Below are 14,856 nucleotides of genomic sequence, written 5' to 3'. Positions count from 1 at the left end.
GAGAATGCATTTCTTAGAAGCCATTGTCTGACCAGTTTCAGACGAGAACCCCTCGCGGCCTGCGCACTGACGTCTGCTGGGTGGACATATCGCATTGCGCCAAGGCCTGGCGCAGCATCTCTGCGAGGCGCGCAATCGTGGCCTCGGGTTGTGCCTGCGCACGGTAGAGCCATAAGCTGATTGGCGGAAGCTCCGGTAGACCGACGGCGGACCTGTCGAGCGCCTGCACGCTGCGCGGCAGTCCGAACGAGGTACGCACGGTCAGGCCGAGGCCGGCCGCGCTCGCCGCCCACAGCGCCGCCAGGCTCGAACTGCTGAACGCGTGGCGCCATGGGATGCCCGCGCGATCGAGTGCTGCCATCGTCATCTCGCGCACCGGACAAGGTGCGTCGAGCAGGACCAAGGGCAGCGGCTCTGCGTGGCGGCCACCCCCGGCCCAGCGTTCCGGCCACCAGTGCGGCCGCTCGGAGGCATGCGTGTTCGCAGCACCGATCCATTGCAGCGGCGCTTCGAGCAGGCGATCACCGTGCGGCAGCGGCGGCTGGTTGCCGGTCTCCCAGACCAGGGCCAGGTCGAGCTTGCCGAGGCTCAGGCGTTCGCGCAGTTCGGTGCAGCGCGCCATGCAGGCCTCGACCCGCACCCCGGGGTGCGCGCGTGCAAAGCGGCCGAGCACCTCCGGAAGCAGCGTTTCGCCAAAATCCTCCTGCAGGCCAAGCCGCACCAGGCCATGCAGATGGGCGCCGCGCATGGCCGCGGCGGCTTCGTCGTTGAGTTCGAGCAGCCGGTGCGCATAGGCCAGCATGGTCTGGCCCGCGTCGGTCAGTTCCAGGCCGCGGCCGGCCTTGCGAAACAGCGCCGTGCCGGCCTGCACCTCGAGCTTCTTGAGCTGCGCGCTCACCGCCGATGTCGACCGGCCCAGTCGGTCGGCGGCGCGCGCGTAGCTGCCGAGGGCGATGCCGCTCGCGAAGCTGCGAAGCGCGTCGAGGTCGAACATGGGTTGGGCCATGGAACAGTCCTGAATTTATGGATGGTCTGGCCCATATTTTCTGATATTCAGAACGGTTGCAAACTTCGACACTGCCGGCATGCCTTGCCATGCCTCCTCCACCGCAGCGCCGGCGCTGCTCGGCGGGTCCCCTTTCGACTCACGCCACCGCTGGAAGGTACTGACCGCCGGCGTGGTCGCGAACGCCGCTTTCTCCGTCGCCTTCAGCGGCATACCGATGACCGCGGTGCTGATGCGTTCCGGCTACCGGCTCGACACGGCCACCCTCGGACTCATGCTCGGCCTCATGGGCCTGGGCATCGCGTTGAGCGAGTTGCCCTGGGGATTGCTGACTGACCGTTGGGGTGACCGACCCGTGTTGCTGACAGGCCTGTCCAGCACCGCGGCCGCCTTGGCGGCCATGGCCCTGTGGGCTGCGCCGCACGGCGAACAGGTCCCACCGCTGAGCTGGCTCGCTGGCGGACTGCTGCTCGTCGGCCTGCTCGGTGGCAGCGTGAACGGCGCCAGCGGCCGGGCCGTGATGATGTGGTTCGGCGAAGGCGAGCGCGGCCTGGCGATGAGCATCCGGCAGACCGCCACACCACTGGGCGGTGCCATCGGCGCCCTGCTGCTGCCGGCGCTCGTCCTGCATGGCGGCTTCGGCGCGGTGTACGCCGTACTCGCCGGCCTGTGCGCACTGGGCGCGCTGCTCGTGATGGCCTGGGTGCACGAGCCACCTTCATCCGCAGGACGAACCCTGGCGCGCGACACGACGCGGGTACCGGCGAAGGTGCCGGTGAAAACGGCCTGCGTCGCCGTCGACCGGGGGCCGCTGCATGACCTGCGGGTCTGGCGCATCGTGGCCGGCATCGGCATCCTGTGCGGGCCGCAGTTCGCGGTGCTCTCCTTCGGCACGGTGTTCCTGCACGACTTCGGCCATGCGAGTCAGGCCACCATCACCGGGGCCATGGTGGCACTGCAGGTGGGTGCGATGGGCATGCGGATCTGGAGCGGCCGCTGGACCGACCGCCGCCGCAACCGGCCGGCCTATCTGCGCGGCTGCGCGCTGTTGAGCGTGTTGCTGTTCACGGCGCTGGGCATGCTGGCTCTCTCGGGCGGTCTGCTGACCGGCGCTTCCGCTGGACGCGTCGGCCTGGTCGTGCTGCTGGCGCTGACCGGCACCTGCGTGTCGGCCTGGCACGGCGTGGCCTACACCGAGCTCGCCAGCCTGGCCGGTGCCGCGCGCGCCGGCACCGCGCTCGGCATGGCGAACACCAGCGTCTTCGTGGTCTGCTTCGTCACGCCCTTGTCGATCCCGCATCTGATTGCGCTGCAGGGCTGGCCGCTGGTGTGGTTCGTCGCCGCGGCCTGTGCGCTGGTGGCCCGCCCGTTGCTGACGCCTTCGAGCGCACGGCCGATCCCATGACGGCGTGCAGAACGAAAAAGGCCGCCCGGGTCGAGGGCGGCCTTTTCGCTGGCGCAGAATGCCTTACTTCTTCTCGCCGCCCGGCACCTTGCCTTCGACGCCCTTGACGTAGAAGTTCACGCCCGACAGGAACTTGTCGTCGGCGACCGCGCCGGCAGCCACCAGCTCCTTGCCGTCCTGGCCGACGATCGGCCCCTTCCAGATCGAGAAGCTGCCGTCCTTCAGGCCGGCCTTGACGGTCTCGACCTTGGTCTTGATGTCGGCCGGCACGTCGTCGGCGATCGACACGATGTCGATGGCGCCTTCCTTCACGCCCCACCAGCTCGAGCCGGTCGCCCACTTGCCGTCGAGCGCGTCCTGCGTGGCCTTGATGTAGTACGGGCCCCAGTTGATGACCGCCGAGGCCAGGTGGGCCTTCGGGCCGTAGGCCGTCATGTCCGAATCCCAGCCGAAGGCGCGCTTGCCCTTTTCCTGTGCGGTCTTGAGCACGGCCGGCGAGTCGGTGTTCTGGAACAGCACGTCGGCGCCGCCGTTGATCAGCGCGGTGGCGGCTTCGGTTTCCTTCGGCGGGCTGAACCATTCGTTGACCCACACCACCTTGGTCGTGATCTTCGGGTTGACCGACTGCGCGCCCAGCGTGAAGCTGTTGATGTTGCGCAGCACTTCGGGGATCGGCACCGAGCCGACCACGCCGAGCGTGTTCGACTTGGTCATCGAACCCGCAATGATGCCGGCCATGTACGCGCCTTCGTAGGTGCGGCTGTCGTAGGTGCGCAGGTTCTCGGCCGTCTTGTAGCCGGTGGCGTGCTCGAACTTGATCTCCTTGTTGTCGGCGGCGACCTTGAGCATCGGCTCCATGTAGCCGAAGGTGGTGCCGAAGATCAGCTTGTTGCCCTGGCCCACCAGGTCGCGGAACACGCGCTCGGCGTCGGCCGATTCGGGCACGCTCTCGACGAAGGTGGTCTTGATCTTGTCGCCGAATGCCTTCTCGAGCGCCTTGCGGCCGTTGTCGTGCGCGAAGGACCAGCCGCCGTCACCCACCGGGCCGACGTAGGCGAATGCGATGTTCAGCGGCGCGGCCGGTGCGGGGGCGGCGGCGGCCGGTGCAGGGGCCGGCGGTGCAGCAGGAGCCGCCGCTTCTTCCTTCTTGCCGCAGCCGATCAGGGCAGCGGATGCGACGGCCGTGAGGGCAGCCAGCTTGAGCAGGGAGCGCTTGTTCAAATCATTCATTGTCGAGATCCTCGATGGTTGGCGGAAAAATCAAGAGCGATGGCGGTGGTCGAAACCGTCGCAGCCGAAGCGCGAACACCGCGGAACCGGCTCTGCCGGGCCGCTGGTGTTGCCCCTTGAGGGGGGCTCGGCTACACGAAGTGAGCCGATTCGGGGTGGACTGATTATGAGCCGGGGTAGAAGGGTTTCCCGATCGACGCAGGCATGTTGATGCGGATGAACGCGGGGTTGCGCGAGATCAGCGCCAGCACCACGATCGGCGCGATGTACTGCAGCATGCTCAGGAACTGGCTGGGCACGTCGACCCCGGTGCTCTGCAGGTGGAAGCCCAGCATCGACACGCCGCCGAACAAGTAGGCGCCCAGCAGCACGCGCACCGGCCGCCAGGTGGCGAAGGTGGTCAATGCCAGCGCGATCCAGCCGCGGCCGGCCACCATGCCCTCGACCCACAGCGGCGTGTAGACCGTCGACAGGTAGGCGCCCGCGAGGCCGCACAGCGCGCCGCCCGCCACCACCGCCATGAAGCGGATGCGCCGCACCGGGTAGCCCAGCGCATGCGCCGACTCCGGCGATTCGCCCACCGAACGCAGCACCAGGCCGGCGCGCGTGCGGTACAGGAACCAGATCAGGCCGATGGTCAGCGCCACCGCGAAATACACCATCGGGTGATGCCGGAAGAAGGCAGGGCCGACGAGCGGGATGTCGGCCAGCACCGGAATCGCATACGACACGCTCTCGGGCAGCTTGGCCTGCACGAAATTGATGCCGACGAAGGCCGAGAACCCCACGCCGAACAGGCTGAGCGCCAACCCGGTCGCGTACTGGTTGGTGTTGAGCCAGATCACCAGCACGCCGAAGATCGCGGCCAGCGCGGCCCCGGCCGCCATGCCGGCCAGGAAGCCGAGCCAGGGGTTGCGCGTGACCACCACCGTCGCGAAGCCGGCGATGGCGGCGCACAGCATCATGCCCTCGGCGCCGAGATTGACGATGCCGGCCTTCTCGTTGATCAGCAGGCCGAGCGCGGCGATGGCGAGCACGGTGCCGGCGCTGAGCGCCGAGCCGATGAGCAATGCGTACGAGTCCATCAGACGGTCCCCTCGGTGGTTCTGGCGGCCGGCGCGGTCAGCGGCGTGCTGGCCTGCAGCGACGAGGTGCTCGCCGCGGCGGACACCGGTTTGGCAGCGGCCTTGCGGCGGATGCGGTAGGCGATCAGCGTATCGCAGGCCAGCAGCGAGAACAGCAGCAGGCCCTGGAACACGCCGGTGAGCGACTTGGGCAGGCCCAGGCGCGACTGCGCCAGTTCGCCGCCGATGTAGAACATGCTCATCAGGATGGCCGAGAAGATCATGCCGACCGGATGCAGGCGCCCGACGAAAGCCACGATGATCGCCGCGAAGCCGTAGCCCGCCGGCACGTAGGGCGTGAGCTGGCCGATGGGGCCGGCCACTTCGAGCGCGCCCGCCAGGCCGGCCGCACCGCCCGAAGTCAGCAGCGCGATCCACACCGCCCGGCGCGACGAGAAGCCGGCGTAGCGCGCGGCGGCAGGCGCCAGCCCGCCGACCTGCTGCGCGAACCCTGCCCGCGTGCGGAACAGGAAGATCCACAGCGCACCCGCGCCGACCAGCGCGATGATCAGGCCGATGCTCACACGCGAGCCCTTGATGAGCCGCGGGATCTGCGTGACCGCGTCGAAGGTCTTGGTCTGCGGGAAGTTGTAGCCCATCGGGTCCTTCCACGGCCCGTAGACCATGTAGCCCAGCAGCAGCGTCGCGACGTACACCAGCATCAAGCTCACGAGGATCTCGTTGGCATTGCACTTGTCGCGCAGGAAGGCGACGATGCCGGCCCACACCATGCCGCCCAGGATGCCGGCCATGAGGATCGGCAGCACGATCCACGGGCCGGTGCCCTTGTCGGCCAGCAGCGCCACGCCGCCGGCCGCGATGGCGCCCATCACGAACTGGCCTTCGGCACCGATGTTCCACACGTTGGAGCGAAAGCAGACCGCCAGGCCGAGCGCGATGATGAGCAGCGGCGTGGCCTTGACCATCAGCTCGCCGAGCGCGTAGCCGCTCTTGATCGGCTCCCAGAAGAAGACGCCCAGGCCCTTGACCGGGTCCTTGCCGAGCAGCGCGAAGAGCGCGACGCCGATCAGCACCGTGATGACCAGCGCCAGGATCGGCGAGCCGTAACTCCAGAAGCGTGACAGCTGCGGGCGGGGTTCGAGCTTAAGCATGGGCCATCTCCTTCGCAGCGGTGGCGCCTTGCGCATCCCACAGCCCGCTCATCCATTCGCCGATCTGCGGCACGGTCGCCGCAGCCCGGTCGACCGAGGGCGACAACCGCCCCTTGGCGATCACGTAGAGCCGGTCGCTGATCTCGAACAGTTCGTCGAGCTCCTCGCTCACCACCAGCACCGCGCAACCGGCGTCGCGCAGCGCGAGGATCTCGTTGCGGATGAGCGCGGCGGCGCCCACGTCGACACCCCAGGTGGGCTGCGACACGATGAAGAGCTTGGGGTTGGCGTCGATCTCGCGGCCGACGATGAACTTCTGCAGGTTGCCGCCCGAGAGCGAGCGCGCCGCCGACTGCGGCCCACCGGCCTTCACGTTGAAGCGGCGGATGATCTCGCCCGCATGCCTGGCGAGCTGGCCGGTGCGAATCCATCCCCCCGCGCCGACCGCGTTGCTGCGCGTGAGCAGCATGTTGTGCGCGAGCCCGAGCGTCGGCACCGCGCCGCGGCCCAACCGCTCTTCCGGCACGAAGTGCACGCCCAGGGCACGGCGCTTGCGCGGGCGAAAGCGCGCCGCCGCCTGGCCGAAGACCTCGATCATCGCGGGCTCGGCGCGCGTGTCTTCGCCCGAGAGCGCATAGAGCAGTTCCTTCTGGCCGTTGCCCGACACACCGGCGATGCCGACGACCTCGCCGGCACGCACGTCGAGCGACACCGCGTCGAGGTCGACGCCGAACTGGTCCTCGCGCGCCAGCGTGAGTGCCTTGACCCGCAGCGCCACGGCGCCCGCCTTCAGTTCACGGTGCTGCAGCGGCGGCGGCTCGGCGCCGATCATCAGGCGCGACAGCGATTCATTGGTCTCGTTCTGCGGGTTGCACACGCCCGTGACCTTGCCGCCGCGCAGCACGGTGCACGCCGTACACAGCTCGCGGATCTCGTGCAGCTTGTGGCTGATGTAGAGGATGCTGCAGCCTTCGGACGCCAGCTTCTTGAGCACCACGAAGAGCTTGGTGACCGCCTGCGGCGTGAGCACCGAGGTCGGCTCGTCGAGGATCAGCAGCTGGGGGTCGGTGAGCAGCGCGCGGATGATTTCGACACGCTGCATCTCGCCGACCGACAGCGTGTGCACCGGGCGCGCGGGGTCGATGTCGAGCCCGTACTCGCTCGCCTTGGCCGTGATGCGGCGCGTGACCTCGGCCAGCGCCAGGTGCCTGTCGAGCCCGAGCCAGACGTTCTCGGCCACAGTCAGCGTATCGAACAGGCTGAAGTGCTGGAACACCATGCTGATGCCCAGTGCGCGCGCCTCCTGCGGGTTGCGCACGTTCACCGGCTGGCCGTTGAACATCACGCTGCCCTCGTCGGGCTTGACGGAGCCGTAGATGATCTTCATCAGCGTCGACTTGCCGGCGCCGTTCTCGCCGAGGACGGCATGCGTTTCGCCCGGCTGGACGATCAGCGACACGTCGCTGTTCGCCACCACCGCCGGGTAGCGCTTGGTGATGTGCGCGAGTTGGAGTCGTGGGGTTGTCATTCGATCGGTCTCAATGGATGTCCTTGGCGGCACCGGCCGGCGTGCGCAGCGATGCCGCCACCGACTTGATGCGGTCGCGCAGCCAGCGCGCGGAGCTCGACGCGTGGGTGCGCTCGTGCCACAGCTGGTAGTACATGAGGCGCGGGAAGTCGACAGGGCACGGCAGGATCCTCACCGGCAGCCGCGCGGCAAAACGCTCGCAGTACTGACGGCCGGTGGTCAGCACCAGCAAGCTCGATGCCACCATGTCGGGAATCAGGCTGAAATGCGCGCAGCGCGCCGTGATGTTGCGCTGCAGGCCCTGGGCGTCGAGCATCTGGTCGATGATGCCGCGCGCGCCAGGGTGCAGCGGCGTCGGCGCGATGTGCTCGGCGACGAGCCAGGTGTCGGCGTCCCAGCCGCGGCGAACCGCCGGGTGGTCGGTGCTCACCAGCGACACGATCTCGTCGCCGAAGAGCCGCGCCATGTGCAGGTCCTCCGGCGGCTTGAGCCAGTTGCCGATGACGAGATCGACATTGCCGAGCGCCAGGTGGGCGTGGTAGTTGGAGTCGGGCGACAGCGGGTGGATCTCGATCCGGCACAGCGGCGCCTGCGCCTTCACCTGCGTCACGAACATCGGCAGGAAGAGCGGGTCGAGGTAGTCGCTGGCGGCCACGCGGAAGGTATTGGTGGCGGTCTGCGGGTCGAAGCCGCGCGCGTCGCTGAACAGCACCTCCGCCGAGCGCAGGATGCTCGCGCTGGGCTCGATCATGCGCAGCGCGGCGTCGGTCGGCACCATGCCGGAGCCCGAGCGCACCAGCAGCGGGTCGCCCGACAGCGCGCGCAGCCGCTTGAGCGCCGACGACACCGCCGGCTGGTACATGCCCAGGCGGATGGCGGCGCGCGACACGCTGCGTTCGGTCAGCACGGTGTGGAGGACCCGAATCAGGTGAAGGTCGATCTTGTCGAAAAGGGCTTGGTCACGCATGCGGCGCCGCGGTGTGGAGGATGCGCAGCGTTATACCGCCGCTCAGGCCCCCGCCTGCACCGCGGTGATGGCATGGAGGATCGCCTCGCTGGTCGCCGGCGCGCGCAGCGGCGGGTCGACGCGGTGGCCGCCGGCGGCCGACACCGCGTCGCGGATCGCGAAGAACACCGAGAACGGCAGCAGCAGCGGCGGTTCGCCGACCGCCTTGCTGCGGTGGATCGAGTCCTCGAAATTCGGCCCCTCGAACAGCTTCACGTTGAAGACCGGCGGGCAGTCGTTGGCCGTCGGGATCTTGTAGGTGCTCGGCGCATGCGTGGTCAGCTTGCCGCTCTGCGGGTGCCACACCAGTTCCTCGGTGGTGAGCCAGCCCATGCCCTGGATGAAGGCGCCTTCAACCTGGCCGATGTCGATGGCGGGATTCAGCGACTTGCCGGCGTCGTGCAGGATGTCGGCGCGCAGCAGCTTCCATTCGCCGGTCAGCGTGTCGACGACGACCTCGCTCACCGCCGCACCGTAGGCGTAGTAATAGAACGGCCGGCCCTTGAGCGTGTCGCGGTCCCAGCTGAGGCCCGGCGTCGAATAGAAGCCGTCGGACCACAGCTGCACGCGGTCGAGGTAGGCCTCGCCGACCAGCGTGGCGAAGCTCAGCGTGCGGCCTGCCACCTCGACCTTGTCGTTGGCGAAGCGCACGTCGGCCGCCTCGCCGCCGTGGCGCGCCGCGGCGCAGGCCGCGAGACGTTCGCGAATACGGCGGGCGGCATCCTGCGCGGCCTTGCCGTTGAGGTCGGCGCCGGTCGACGCGGCCGTCGCCGAGGTGTTGGCGACCTTGGTCGTGTCGGTGGCCGTGGCGCGCACGCACTCGAAGCTCACGCCCAGCTCGTGCGCCACCACCTGCGCCACCTTGGTGTTCAGGCCCTGGCCCATCTCGGTGCCGCCGTGGTTCACCAGCACCGAACCGTCGTTGTAGACATGCACCAGCGCGCCGGCCTGGTTGAAGTGCGGCACGTTGAAGGAGATGCCGAACTTCAGCGGCGCCAGCGCGATGCCGCGCTTGAGCACGGGGCTGCGCGCGTTATGGGCCGCAATGGCGTCGCGCCGCGCCCGGTAGTCGCTGCTGGCCTCGAGTTCGCCGACCAGTTCGTGCACGATGTTGTCGGTCACGACCTGCGCGTAGGGCGTGACGTTGCGCTCGTCCTTGCCGTAGAAGTTGATGCGCCGCACCTCGAGCGGGTCGCGCCCGAGCCGGCGCGCGACCGTGTCGAGGATGTTCTCCACCGCGATCGCGCCCTGCGGCCCGCCGAAGCCGCGGAAGGCCGTGTTGCTCTGCGTGTTGGTCTTGCCCGAATAGCCGTGCATCGACACCTCCGGCAGCCAGTAGGCATTGTCGAAGTGGCACAGCGCACGGGTCATCACCGGCCCCGAGAGGTCGGCCGAGTGGCCGGCGCGCGAGACCATGGTGATCTCGGCGCCGAGCAGGCGGCCTTCGTCGTCGTAGCCGACCTCGTACTCGTACCAGAAGCAGTGGCGCCGGCCGGTGATCAGGAAGTCGTCGTCGCGGTCCAGCCGCAGCTTGACCGGGCGCTTGAGCTTGGCCGCCGCCACCGCCGCCACGCAGGCGAACAGGCCCGACTGCGATTCCTTGCCGCCGAATCCGCCCCCCATGCGCCGGCATTCGACATGCACCTCGTTGGCGTTGAGGTGCAGCGCGTGCGACACCAGGTGCTGCATCTCGGTCGGGTGCTGGGTCGAGCAGTGCACATGCATGCCGCCGCCCTCCTTCGGGATGGCATAGCTGATCTGGCCCTCGAGGTAGAACTGCTCCTGGCCGCCGACCTCCAGCGTGTCCTTGAGCCGATGCGGCGCGGCGGCGATGGCGGCGCGCACCGCCGCCTGCTCGTCGCCATCGGGGTCACTCGCGCTGCGCAGCAGGTGCATCGGCGGCATCACGTACTGGCCCTTGGCGTGCGCGTCCTGCGGCGTCAGCACCGGCGGGGCGGCCTCGATCGTCAGCACGTCCTTGGCGCGCGCGGCAACGCGGCGGGCCACCTCGCGCGTCTGCGCGATGACGGCGAACACCGGCTGGCCGAGGTAGCGGATCTCGCCGCTGCAGAGGATGGGGTCGTCGTGGACGATCGAGCCGCAGTCGTTGCTGCCCGGGATGTCCTCGGCCGACAGCACGGCCACCACGCCGGGCAGGGCGCGCAGCACGTCGAGGTCCATGCCCTTCAGCACGCCGTTGGCCACCGGCGACAGGCCGAGCGCGCAATGCAGCGTGCCGCGCAGTTCGGGGATGTCATCGATGTAGGTGGCCTCGCCAGCGACATGCAGCGCCGCAGATTCGTGCGGCCGGCTGATGCCGACGCGCGCGCCGCCGTCCTGCGCCTTGGCCTCGGCGCCGCGGTCGATGCGCGCGGCGATGTTGGCCTGGTAGTCGGCGAAGGGCTCCACGGGTTGGAGCAACGCGATGTCGATGGGCTTGTTCATCTCAGGCTCCTTGAACGGCTTGTGCCGCGGACGGCAGCACGTCGTGCGGCATCACGTTCCACACGCTGGTGGCGTCCGACGGCAGCGCGTCGGCCGTGCGGGTTTCGAGCCACAGGCGCTGGATCAGGTTCTGCGCCACCTGCAGCCGGTAGGCGGCCGAGGCACGCATGTCCGACAGCGGCTGGAAGTCGTCGGCCAGCGCCTGCTTCGCCGCATTCACCGACGCCTGCGTCCAGGGCTGGCCGACCAGCGCGGCCTCGGCCTTCGCGGCGCGCTTGACGATGCCGGCCATGCCGCCGAAGGCCAGGCGCACCTCCTTCACCACATCGCCGTCGAGCGCGAGGGCGAAGCCGCCGCACAGGGCCGAGATGTCGCAGTCGAAGCGCTTGCTGATCTTGTACGCCCGCACCTGGCGCCGCAGCGCGGCCAGCGGCACTTCCAGCCCCTGCACGAACTCGCCCGGCGCCAGCTGGTTCTTCATGTAGTCGACGTAGAAGTCGGTCAGCGGCAGGCGGCGCACCTGCGTGCCTCGGCGCAGCACGATCTGCGCATCGAGCGCCATCAGCACCGGCGGTGAATCGCCGATGGGCGAGCCGTTGGCCACGTTGCCGCCCATGGTGCCGGCATGGCGGATCGGCGGCGACGCGAAGCGCAGCCACACGTCGGTGAGCGAGGGCGCGCGCTGCGCCAGCGCGCGCCAGGCGTCTTCGAGCGAGGCGCCGGCGCCGATGTGCAGCGTGTCGCCGCGCGCCTCGACCGTCTTCAGCTCGGCCACGTCGCCGATGTAGATCAGATCGCCGACGTCGCGGAACTGCTTGTTGACCCACAGGCCGATGTCGGTCGAGCCGGCCAGCAGGCGGGCCTGGGGTTTGCGCTCGCGCAGCGCGGCGAGGTCGTCGAGCGTGGTCGGCGCATGGAAATGGTCGGTGCGGCCGTCGCGGACCGCCGCGTAGTCGAAGCTGCCCTCGCGCTGCAGCCGTGTCAGCGCCTGCACCACCGGCTGCGTGTCCAGCTGCATCGGCGGCAGGTCGAACATGCGCTGGCCGGCATCAAGGATCGGCCGGTAGCCGGTGCAGCGGCACAGGTTGCCCGACAGGTCGTCGGCCAGTTGCTGGCGCGTGGGCACGCTGCCGGCCGCACGGTGGTGCTCGTAGCTCGACCACAGCGACATCACGAAGCCGGGCGTGCAGAAGCCGCACTGCGAACCGTGGCAGTCGACCATCGCCTGCTGGACCGGGTGCAGGCACTGCACCGGGTGCTTGTCGTGGCGCCGCGCGTCGTGCGCCGTGCCGCCGTCGTTGAGCAGGCCGCTCTTGAGGTCTTCGACCGTGAAGAGCGCCTTGCCGTGCAGCGTCGGCAGGAACTGGATGCAGGCGTTGACCGTCTGCAGCTTCAGGCCACCGACTGCGCCCACCGCGCCCGGCGTGCCCTCGGCCGCCAGTTCGCCGACCACCACCGTGCACGCACCGCAATCGCCCTCGTTGCACCCTTCCTTGGTGCCGGTGCAGTGGGCGTCCTCGCGCAGCCAGTCGAGCACCGAGCGCGTGGGATGGACGCCCGCCACCTCGACCGTGCGGCCCTGGTGGAAGAAACGGATGGGGGTGGAGATCGGGGACATACTCATGGTCGCTGGGGCTGGCTCGTTCTTTTACGGGGCGGAATGCGCCGACACTGGAACTTAAGGGCTGGGCGGACGGCATTCATACCGCCGCGCCGATAGTGCCTATACGCGAACGCCGGTGGCATGTCCGCGGCCCATGAAGGCAGAGCAATTGTCGCGCCATGCGGCGCCTGCCCTACGCGACCAAGTCCCGCAGCATCATCAGCACCGCGAAGCCCATCAGCGCGGTGCCGCCCCACCCCAGCCAGCGGGTGCGGCGGCTGGCGACGAAGGCGCCCATCACGTCCTCGCGCGCCACCAGCATCATCATCGCCGCCATGATCGGCACGGCGACCACGCCGTTGATGACGGCGCTCGCGTAGAGCGCCTTCATCGGGTCGACCGGCGTGAAGTCGAGCGCGGCGCCGGCGAGCGTCGCGACACCGATGAGGGTGTAGAACTTCTTGGCCTCGTGCCAGTGGCGCTCCAGCCCTTCCTCCCAACCGAAGGCCTCGGCCACCGCGTAGGCGGCCGACGAGGCCAGCACCGGCACGGCCAGCAGGCCGGTGGCGATGATGCCGCCGGCAAAGAGCCAGAACGCGAAGTCGCCCGCCAGCGGACGCAGCGCCTCGGCCGCCTGCGCCGCCGACGCGACGTCGTGGACGCCGGCCTTGAACAGCACCGCGCCGCCGACCACCATCACGAAGAAGGCGATGGCGTTCGAGAAGATCATGCCGATCCAGGTGTCGAGCTTCACGCGGCGCAGGGCGCGCCGGACCTCGGCGTCGCTGCCCCGCCGGCCGCCGCGCTGGCGCAACTCCTCGACCTCCTGCGAGGCCTGCCAGAAGAACAGGTAGGGCGAGATGGTGGTGCCCAGCAGCGCGACGATCATCATCCAGTAGTCGCTGCGCCATTGCAGCCTGGGCACGACCAGGTCGTGCAGCACGCGCGCCCACGGCACATCCACCACGAACACGGCGGCCACATAGGCGAACAGGGTGAGCGTGAGCCACTTCAGGATGCGCGCCAGCCGCCGGTACGGCACGAAGATCTGCAGCAGCACCGTGACCACGCCGAACGCCAGCGAATGGAAGCGCTGGCCGCCGCCGACCACCAGTTGCAGCGCCTCGCCCATGGCGCCGATGTCCGCCGCGATGTTGATGGTGTTCGCGATCACCAGCAGACCGACCAGCCCCAGGAGCAGCCAGCGCGGCATGTGGTCGCGCAGGTTGGCGGCCACCCCCTGGCCCGTGACCCGGCCGATGCGCGCCGACACCATCTGGATGGCGATCATGAAGGGCAGCGAGAGGAACACGGTCCACAGCAGCCCGGTGCCGAACTGCGCGCCGGCCTGGGTGTAGGTGGCGATGCCGGACGGATCGTCGTCGGCGGCACCGGTGACGACGCCCGGGCCGACATGGCGCAGGAAGGAGGGGATGCGTTGCTTCACGGGCGCGACGCTATCACGCGTCTGTTCGTCCAAACGGACCCACGCGGACGAACGCGGCGAAACTAGCGGTCTCGCTTGTCGTCCTTGCCTCGGAGCCCACCCTTGTCATCCAAAGCCTTCCGCATCGCCCTCGCCGCCTCGGCCGCCGCCGTCGGCGGCATCGCGACCTACTGGACGCTGCTCGCCACGCGGCAGGGCCACATCCTCTTCAACGCCCGCAAGCTGCCGGTGGTGCCGCTGTCCGACGACTTCTCGACCTATTCGCACCCGGTGCCTGGCGGCATGGTGCGTGGCTATGTCTACCACCCGCATGGCGAAGACGCGCTGCAGGACCTGTTCATCTACTTCGCGGGGCGCGGCGAAGACGTGCGCGCCACCGCCAAGGCGCTGACCTGGCTGCCGGCGGGCTTCGGCTTCGCGGCGATCAACTACCGCGGCGTCGCCGACTCGGAGGGGCACCCGTCGGAGATCGCATCGGTGGAGGACGCGAACCAGTTCGCCAGGCACCTGCGCCGCGCCTTCCCGCAGGCGCGGCAGCACGTCGTCGGCCGCAGCCTGGGCACGGGGGTCGCGATCCAGCTGGTGGCGCGGCAGGACTTCGCGAGCCTGCAGCTGATCACGCCCTACGACTCGATGCTGGAAGTGGCCAAGCGGCGCTTTCCGCTGGTGCCGCTGTCGCTGCTGCTGCGCCACCGCTTCGACTCGCTCATGCACAGCCGCGAGGTCGCGGCCAAGACGCAGGTGCTGCTGGCCGAGCACGACGATGTCGTGCTGCCGGTGCGCTCGCAGAAGCTCATCGACGCCTGGCCCACGCCGATCCACGTGCAGACGGTGCCGGGCTCCGACCACCACAACATCCTGCAGCTCGAAGCGACCTGGCTGTACCTGGTCGACTTCGCGCTGACGGCGGTATTGCCCGAGCCCAAGGCTGCGTGATTCATGCGGACGGA

The 14,856-nt window shown here is 69.2% G+C and carries 11 protein-coding genes; 2 read left to right on the top strand and 9 right to left on the bottom strand.

Translation table 11 applies throughout. The annotated features are described in order from the left end of the window. Positions 1–37: 37 nt before the first annotated feature. Positions 38–1,006, bottom strand: coding sequence for a LysR substrate-binding domain-containing protein (locus N8A90_RS23960; RefSeq protein ID WP_262077759.1), 969 nt, complete (start codon positions 1,004–1,006; stop codon positions 38–40). Between the two features lie 79 nt (positions 1,007–1,085). Here N8A90_RS23960 and N8A90_RS23955 point away from each other — a divergent pair, with 79 nt between their 5' ends. Continuing rightward, positions 1,086–2,411 (top strand): MFS transporter, encoded by a 1,326-nt coding sequence (locus tag N8A90_RS23955; protein ID WP_262077758.1) that lies wholly within the window; start codon positions 1,086–1,088, stop codon positions 2,409–2,411. Positions 2,412–2,474: 63 nt separating this feature from the next. Here N8A90_RS23955 and N8A90_RS23950 read toward each other — a convergent pair whose 3' ends face one another. The 8 genes from N8A90_RS23950 to N8A90_RS23915 all read right to left on the bottom strand — a co-directional run bounded on the left by N8A90_RS23950 (position 2,475) and on the right by N8A90_RS23915 (position 13,906). After that, complete coding sequence (locus N8A90_RS23950) at positions 2,475–3,641, bottom strand: BMP family ABC transporter substrate-binding protein (protein WP_262077755.1); 1,167 nt, start codon at positions 3,639–3,641, stop codon at positions 2,475–2,477. A 164-nt stretch (positions 3,642–3,805) separates the two neighbouring features. Next, on the bottom strand, positions 3,806–4,726 hold the full coding sequence (locus N8A90_RS23945; protein ID WP_262077753.1) for an ABC transporter permease: 921 nt from the start codon (positions 4,724–4,726) through the stop codon (positions 3,806–3,808). Further along, the gene (locus N8A90_RS23940) at positions 4,726–5,877 is read right to left on the bottom strand and encodes an ABC transporter permease (protein ID WP_262077751.1); all 1,152 of its coding nucleotides are present in this window, start codon (positions 5,875–5,877) and stop codon (positions 4,726–4,728) included. Before N8A90_RS23940 ends, N8A90_RS23945 begins: the two co-directional genes overlap by 1 nt. Beyond that, complete coding sequence (locus N8A90_RS23935; RefSeq protein WP_262077750.1) at positions 5,870–7,405, bottom strand: ABC transporter ATP-binding protein; 1,536 nt, start codon at positions 7,403–7,405, stop codon at positions 5,870–5,872. The genes N8A90_RS23940 and N8A90_RS23935 overlap by 8 nt, the downstream gene beginning before the upstream one ends. A gap of 10 nt (positions 7,406–7,415) precedes the next feature. Then, positions 7,416–8,372: a LysR family transcriptional regulator gene (locus N8A90_RS23930; protein ID WP_262077749.1), complete on the bottom strand. Its 957-nt coding sequence runs from the start codon at positions 8,370–8,372 to the stop codon at positions 7,416–7,418. Between the two features lie 42 nt (positions 8,373–8,414). Further along, positions 8,415–10,856 (bottom strand): xanthine dehydrogenase molybdopterin binding subunit, encoded by a 2,442-nt coding sequence (gene xdhB, locus N8A90_RS23925; protein ID WP_262077748.1) that lies wholly within the window; start codon positions 10,854–10,856, stop codon positions 8,415–8,417. A gap of 1 nt (position 10,857) precedes the next feature. Then, positions 10,858–12,480, bottom strand: a complete 1,623-nt coding sequence (xdhA, locus tag N8A90_RS23920; RefSeq protein ID WP_262077746.1) for a xanthine dehydrogenase small subunit — start codon at positions 12,478–12,480, stop codon at positions 10,858–10,860. Positions 12,481–12,652: 172 nt separating this feature from the next. Then, positions 12,653–13,906 (bottom strand): Nramp family divalent metal transporter, encoded by a 1,254-nt coding sequence (locus tag N8A90_RS23915; RefSeq protein WP_262077744.1) that lies wholly within the window; start codon positions 13,904–13,906, stop codon positions 12,653–12,655. Between the two features lie 102 nt (positions 13,907–14,008). Between N8A90_RS23915 and N8A90_RS23910 the strand changes: the two genes are divergently transcribed. After that, on the top strand, positions 14,009–14,842 hold the full coding sequence (locus tag N8A90_RS23910) for an alpha/beta hydrolase (RefSeq protein WP_262077743.1): 834 nt from the start codon (positions 14,009–14,011) through the stop codon (positions 14,840–14,842). Positions 14,843–14,856: the final 14 nt, after the last annotated feature.

The organism is Variovorax sp. N23 (assembly GCF_025486315.1).
In the GTDB taxonomy this organism is placed as follows: domain Bacteria; phylum Pseudomonadota; class Gammaproteobacteria; order Burkholderiales; family Burkholderiaceae_C; genus Variovorax.
Note: the sequence above shows the minus strand (reverse complement) of the source record. Positions and strands in the feature narration are given on the sequence as shown.

Excerpts from the sequence above, each read along its gene's own strand:
- N8A90_RS23960 (WP_262077759.1), bottom strand. The coding sequence starts at position 1,006 with ATGGCCCAACCCATGTTCGACCTCGACGCGCTTCGCAGCTTCGCGAGC.
- N8A90_RS23955 (WP_262077758.1), top strand. The coding sequence starts at position 1,086 with ATGCCTTGCCATGCCTCCTCCACCGCAGCGCCGGCGCTGCTCGGCGGG.
- N8A90_RS23950 (WP_262077755.1), bottom strand. The coding sequence starts at position 3,641 with ATGAATGATTTGAACAAGCGCTCCCTGCTCAAGCTGGCTGCCCTCACG.
- N8A90_RS23945 (WP_262077753.1), bottom strand. The coding sequence starts at position 4,726 with ATGGACTCGTACGCATTGCTCATCGGCTCGGCGCTCAGCGCCGGCACC.
- N8A90_RS23940 (WP_262077751.1), bottom strand. The coding sequence starts at position 5,877 with ATGCTTAAGCTCGAACCCCGCCCGCAGCTGTCACGCTTCTGGAGTTAC.
- N8A90_RS23935 (WP_262077750.1), bottom strand. The coding sequence starts at position 7,405 with ATGACAACCCCACGACTCCAACTCGCGCACATCACCAAGCGCTACCCG.
- N8A90_RS23930 (WP_262077749.1), bottom strand. The coding sequence starts at position 8,372 with ATGCGTGACCAAGCCCTTTTCGACAAGATCGACCTTCACCTGATTCGG.
- xdhB (WP_262077748.1), bottom strand. The coding sequence starts at position 10,856 with ATGAACAAGCCCATCGACATCGCGTTGCTCCAACCCGTGGAGCCCTTC.
- xdhA (WP_262077746.1), bottom strand. The coding sequence starts at position 12,480 with ATGAGTATGTCCCCGATCTCCACCCCCATCCGTTTCTTCCACCAGGGC.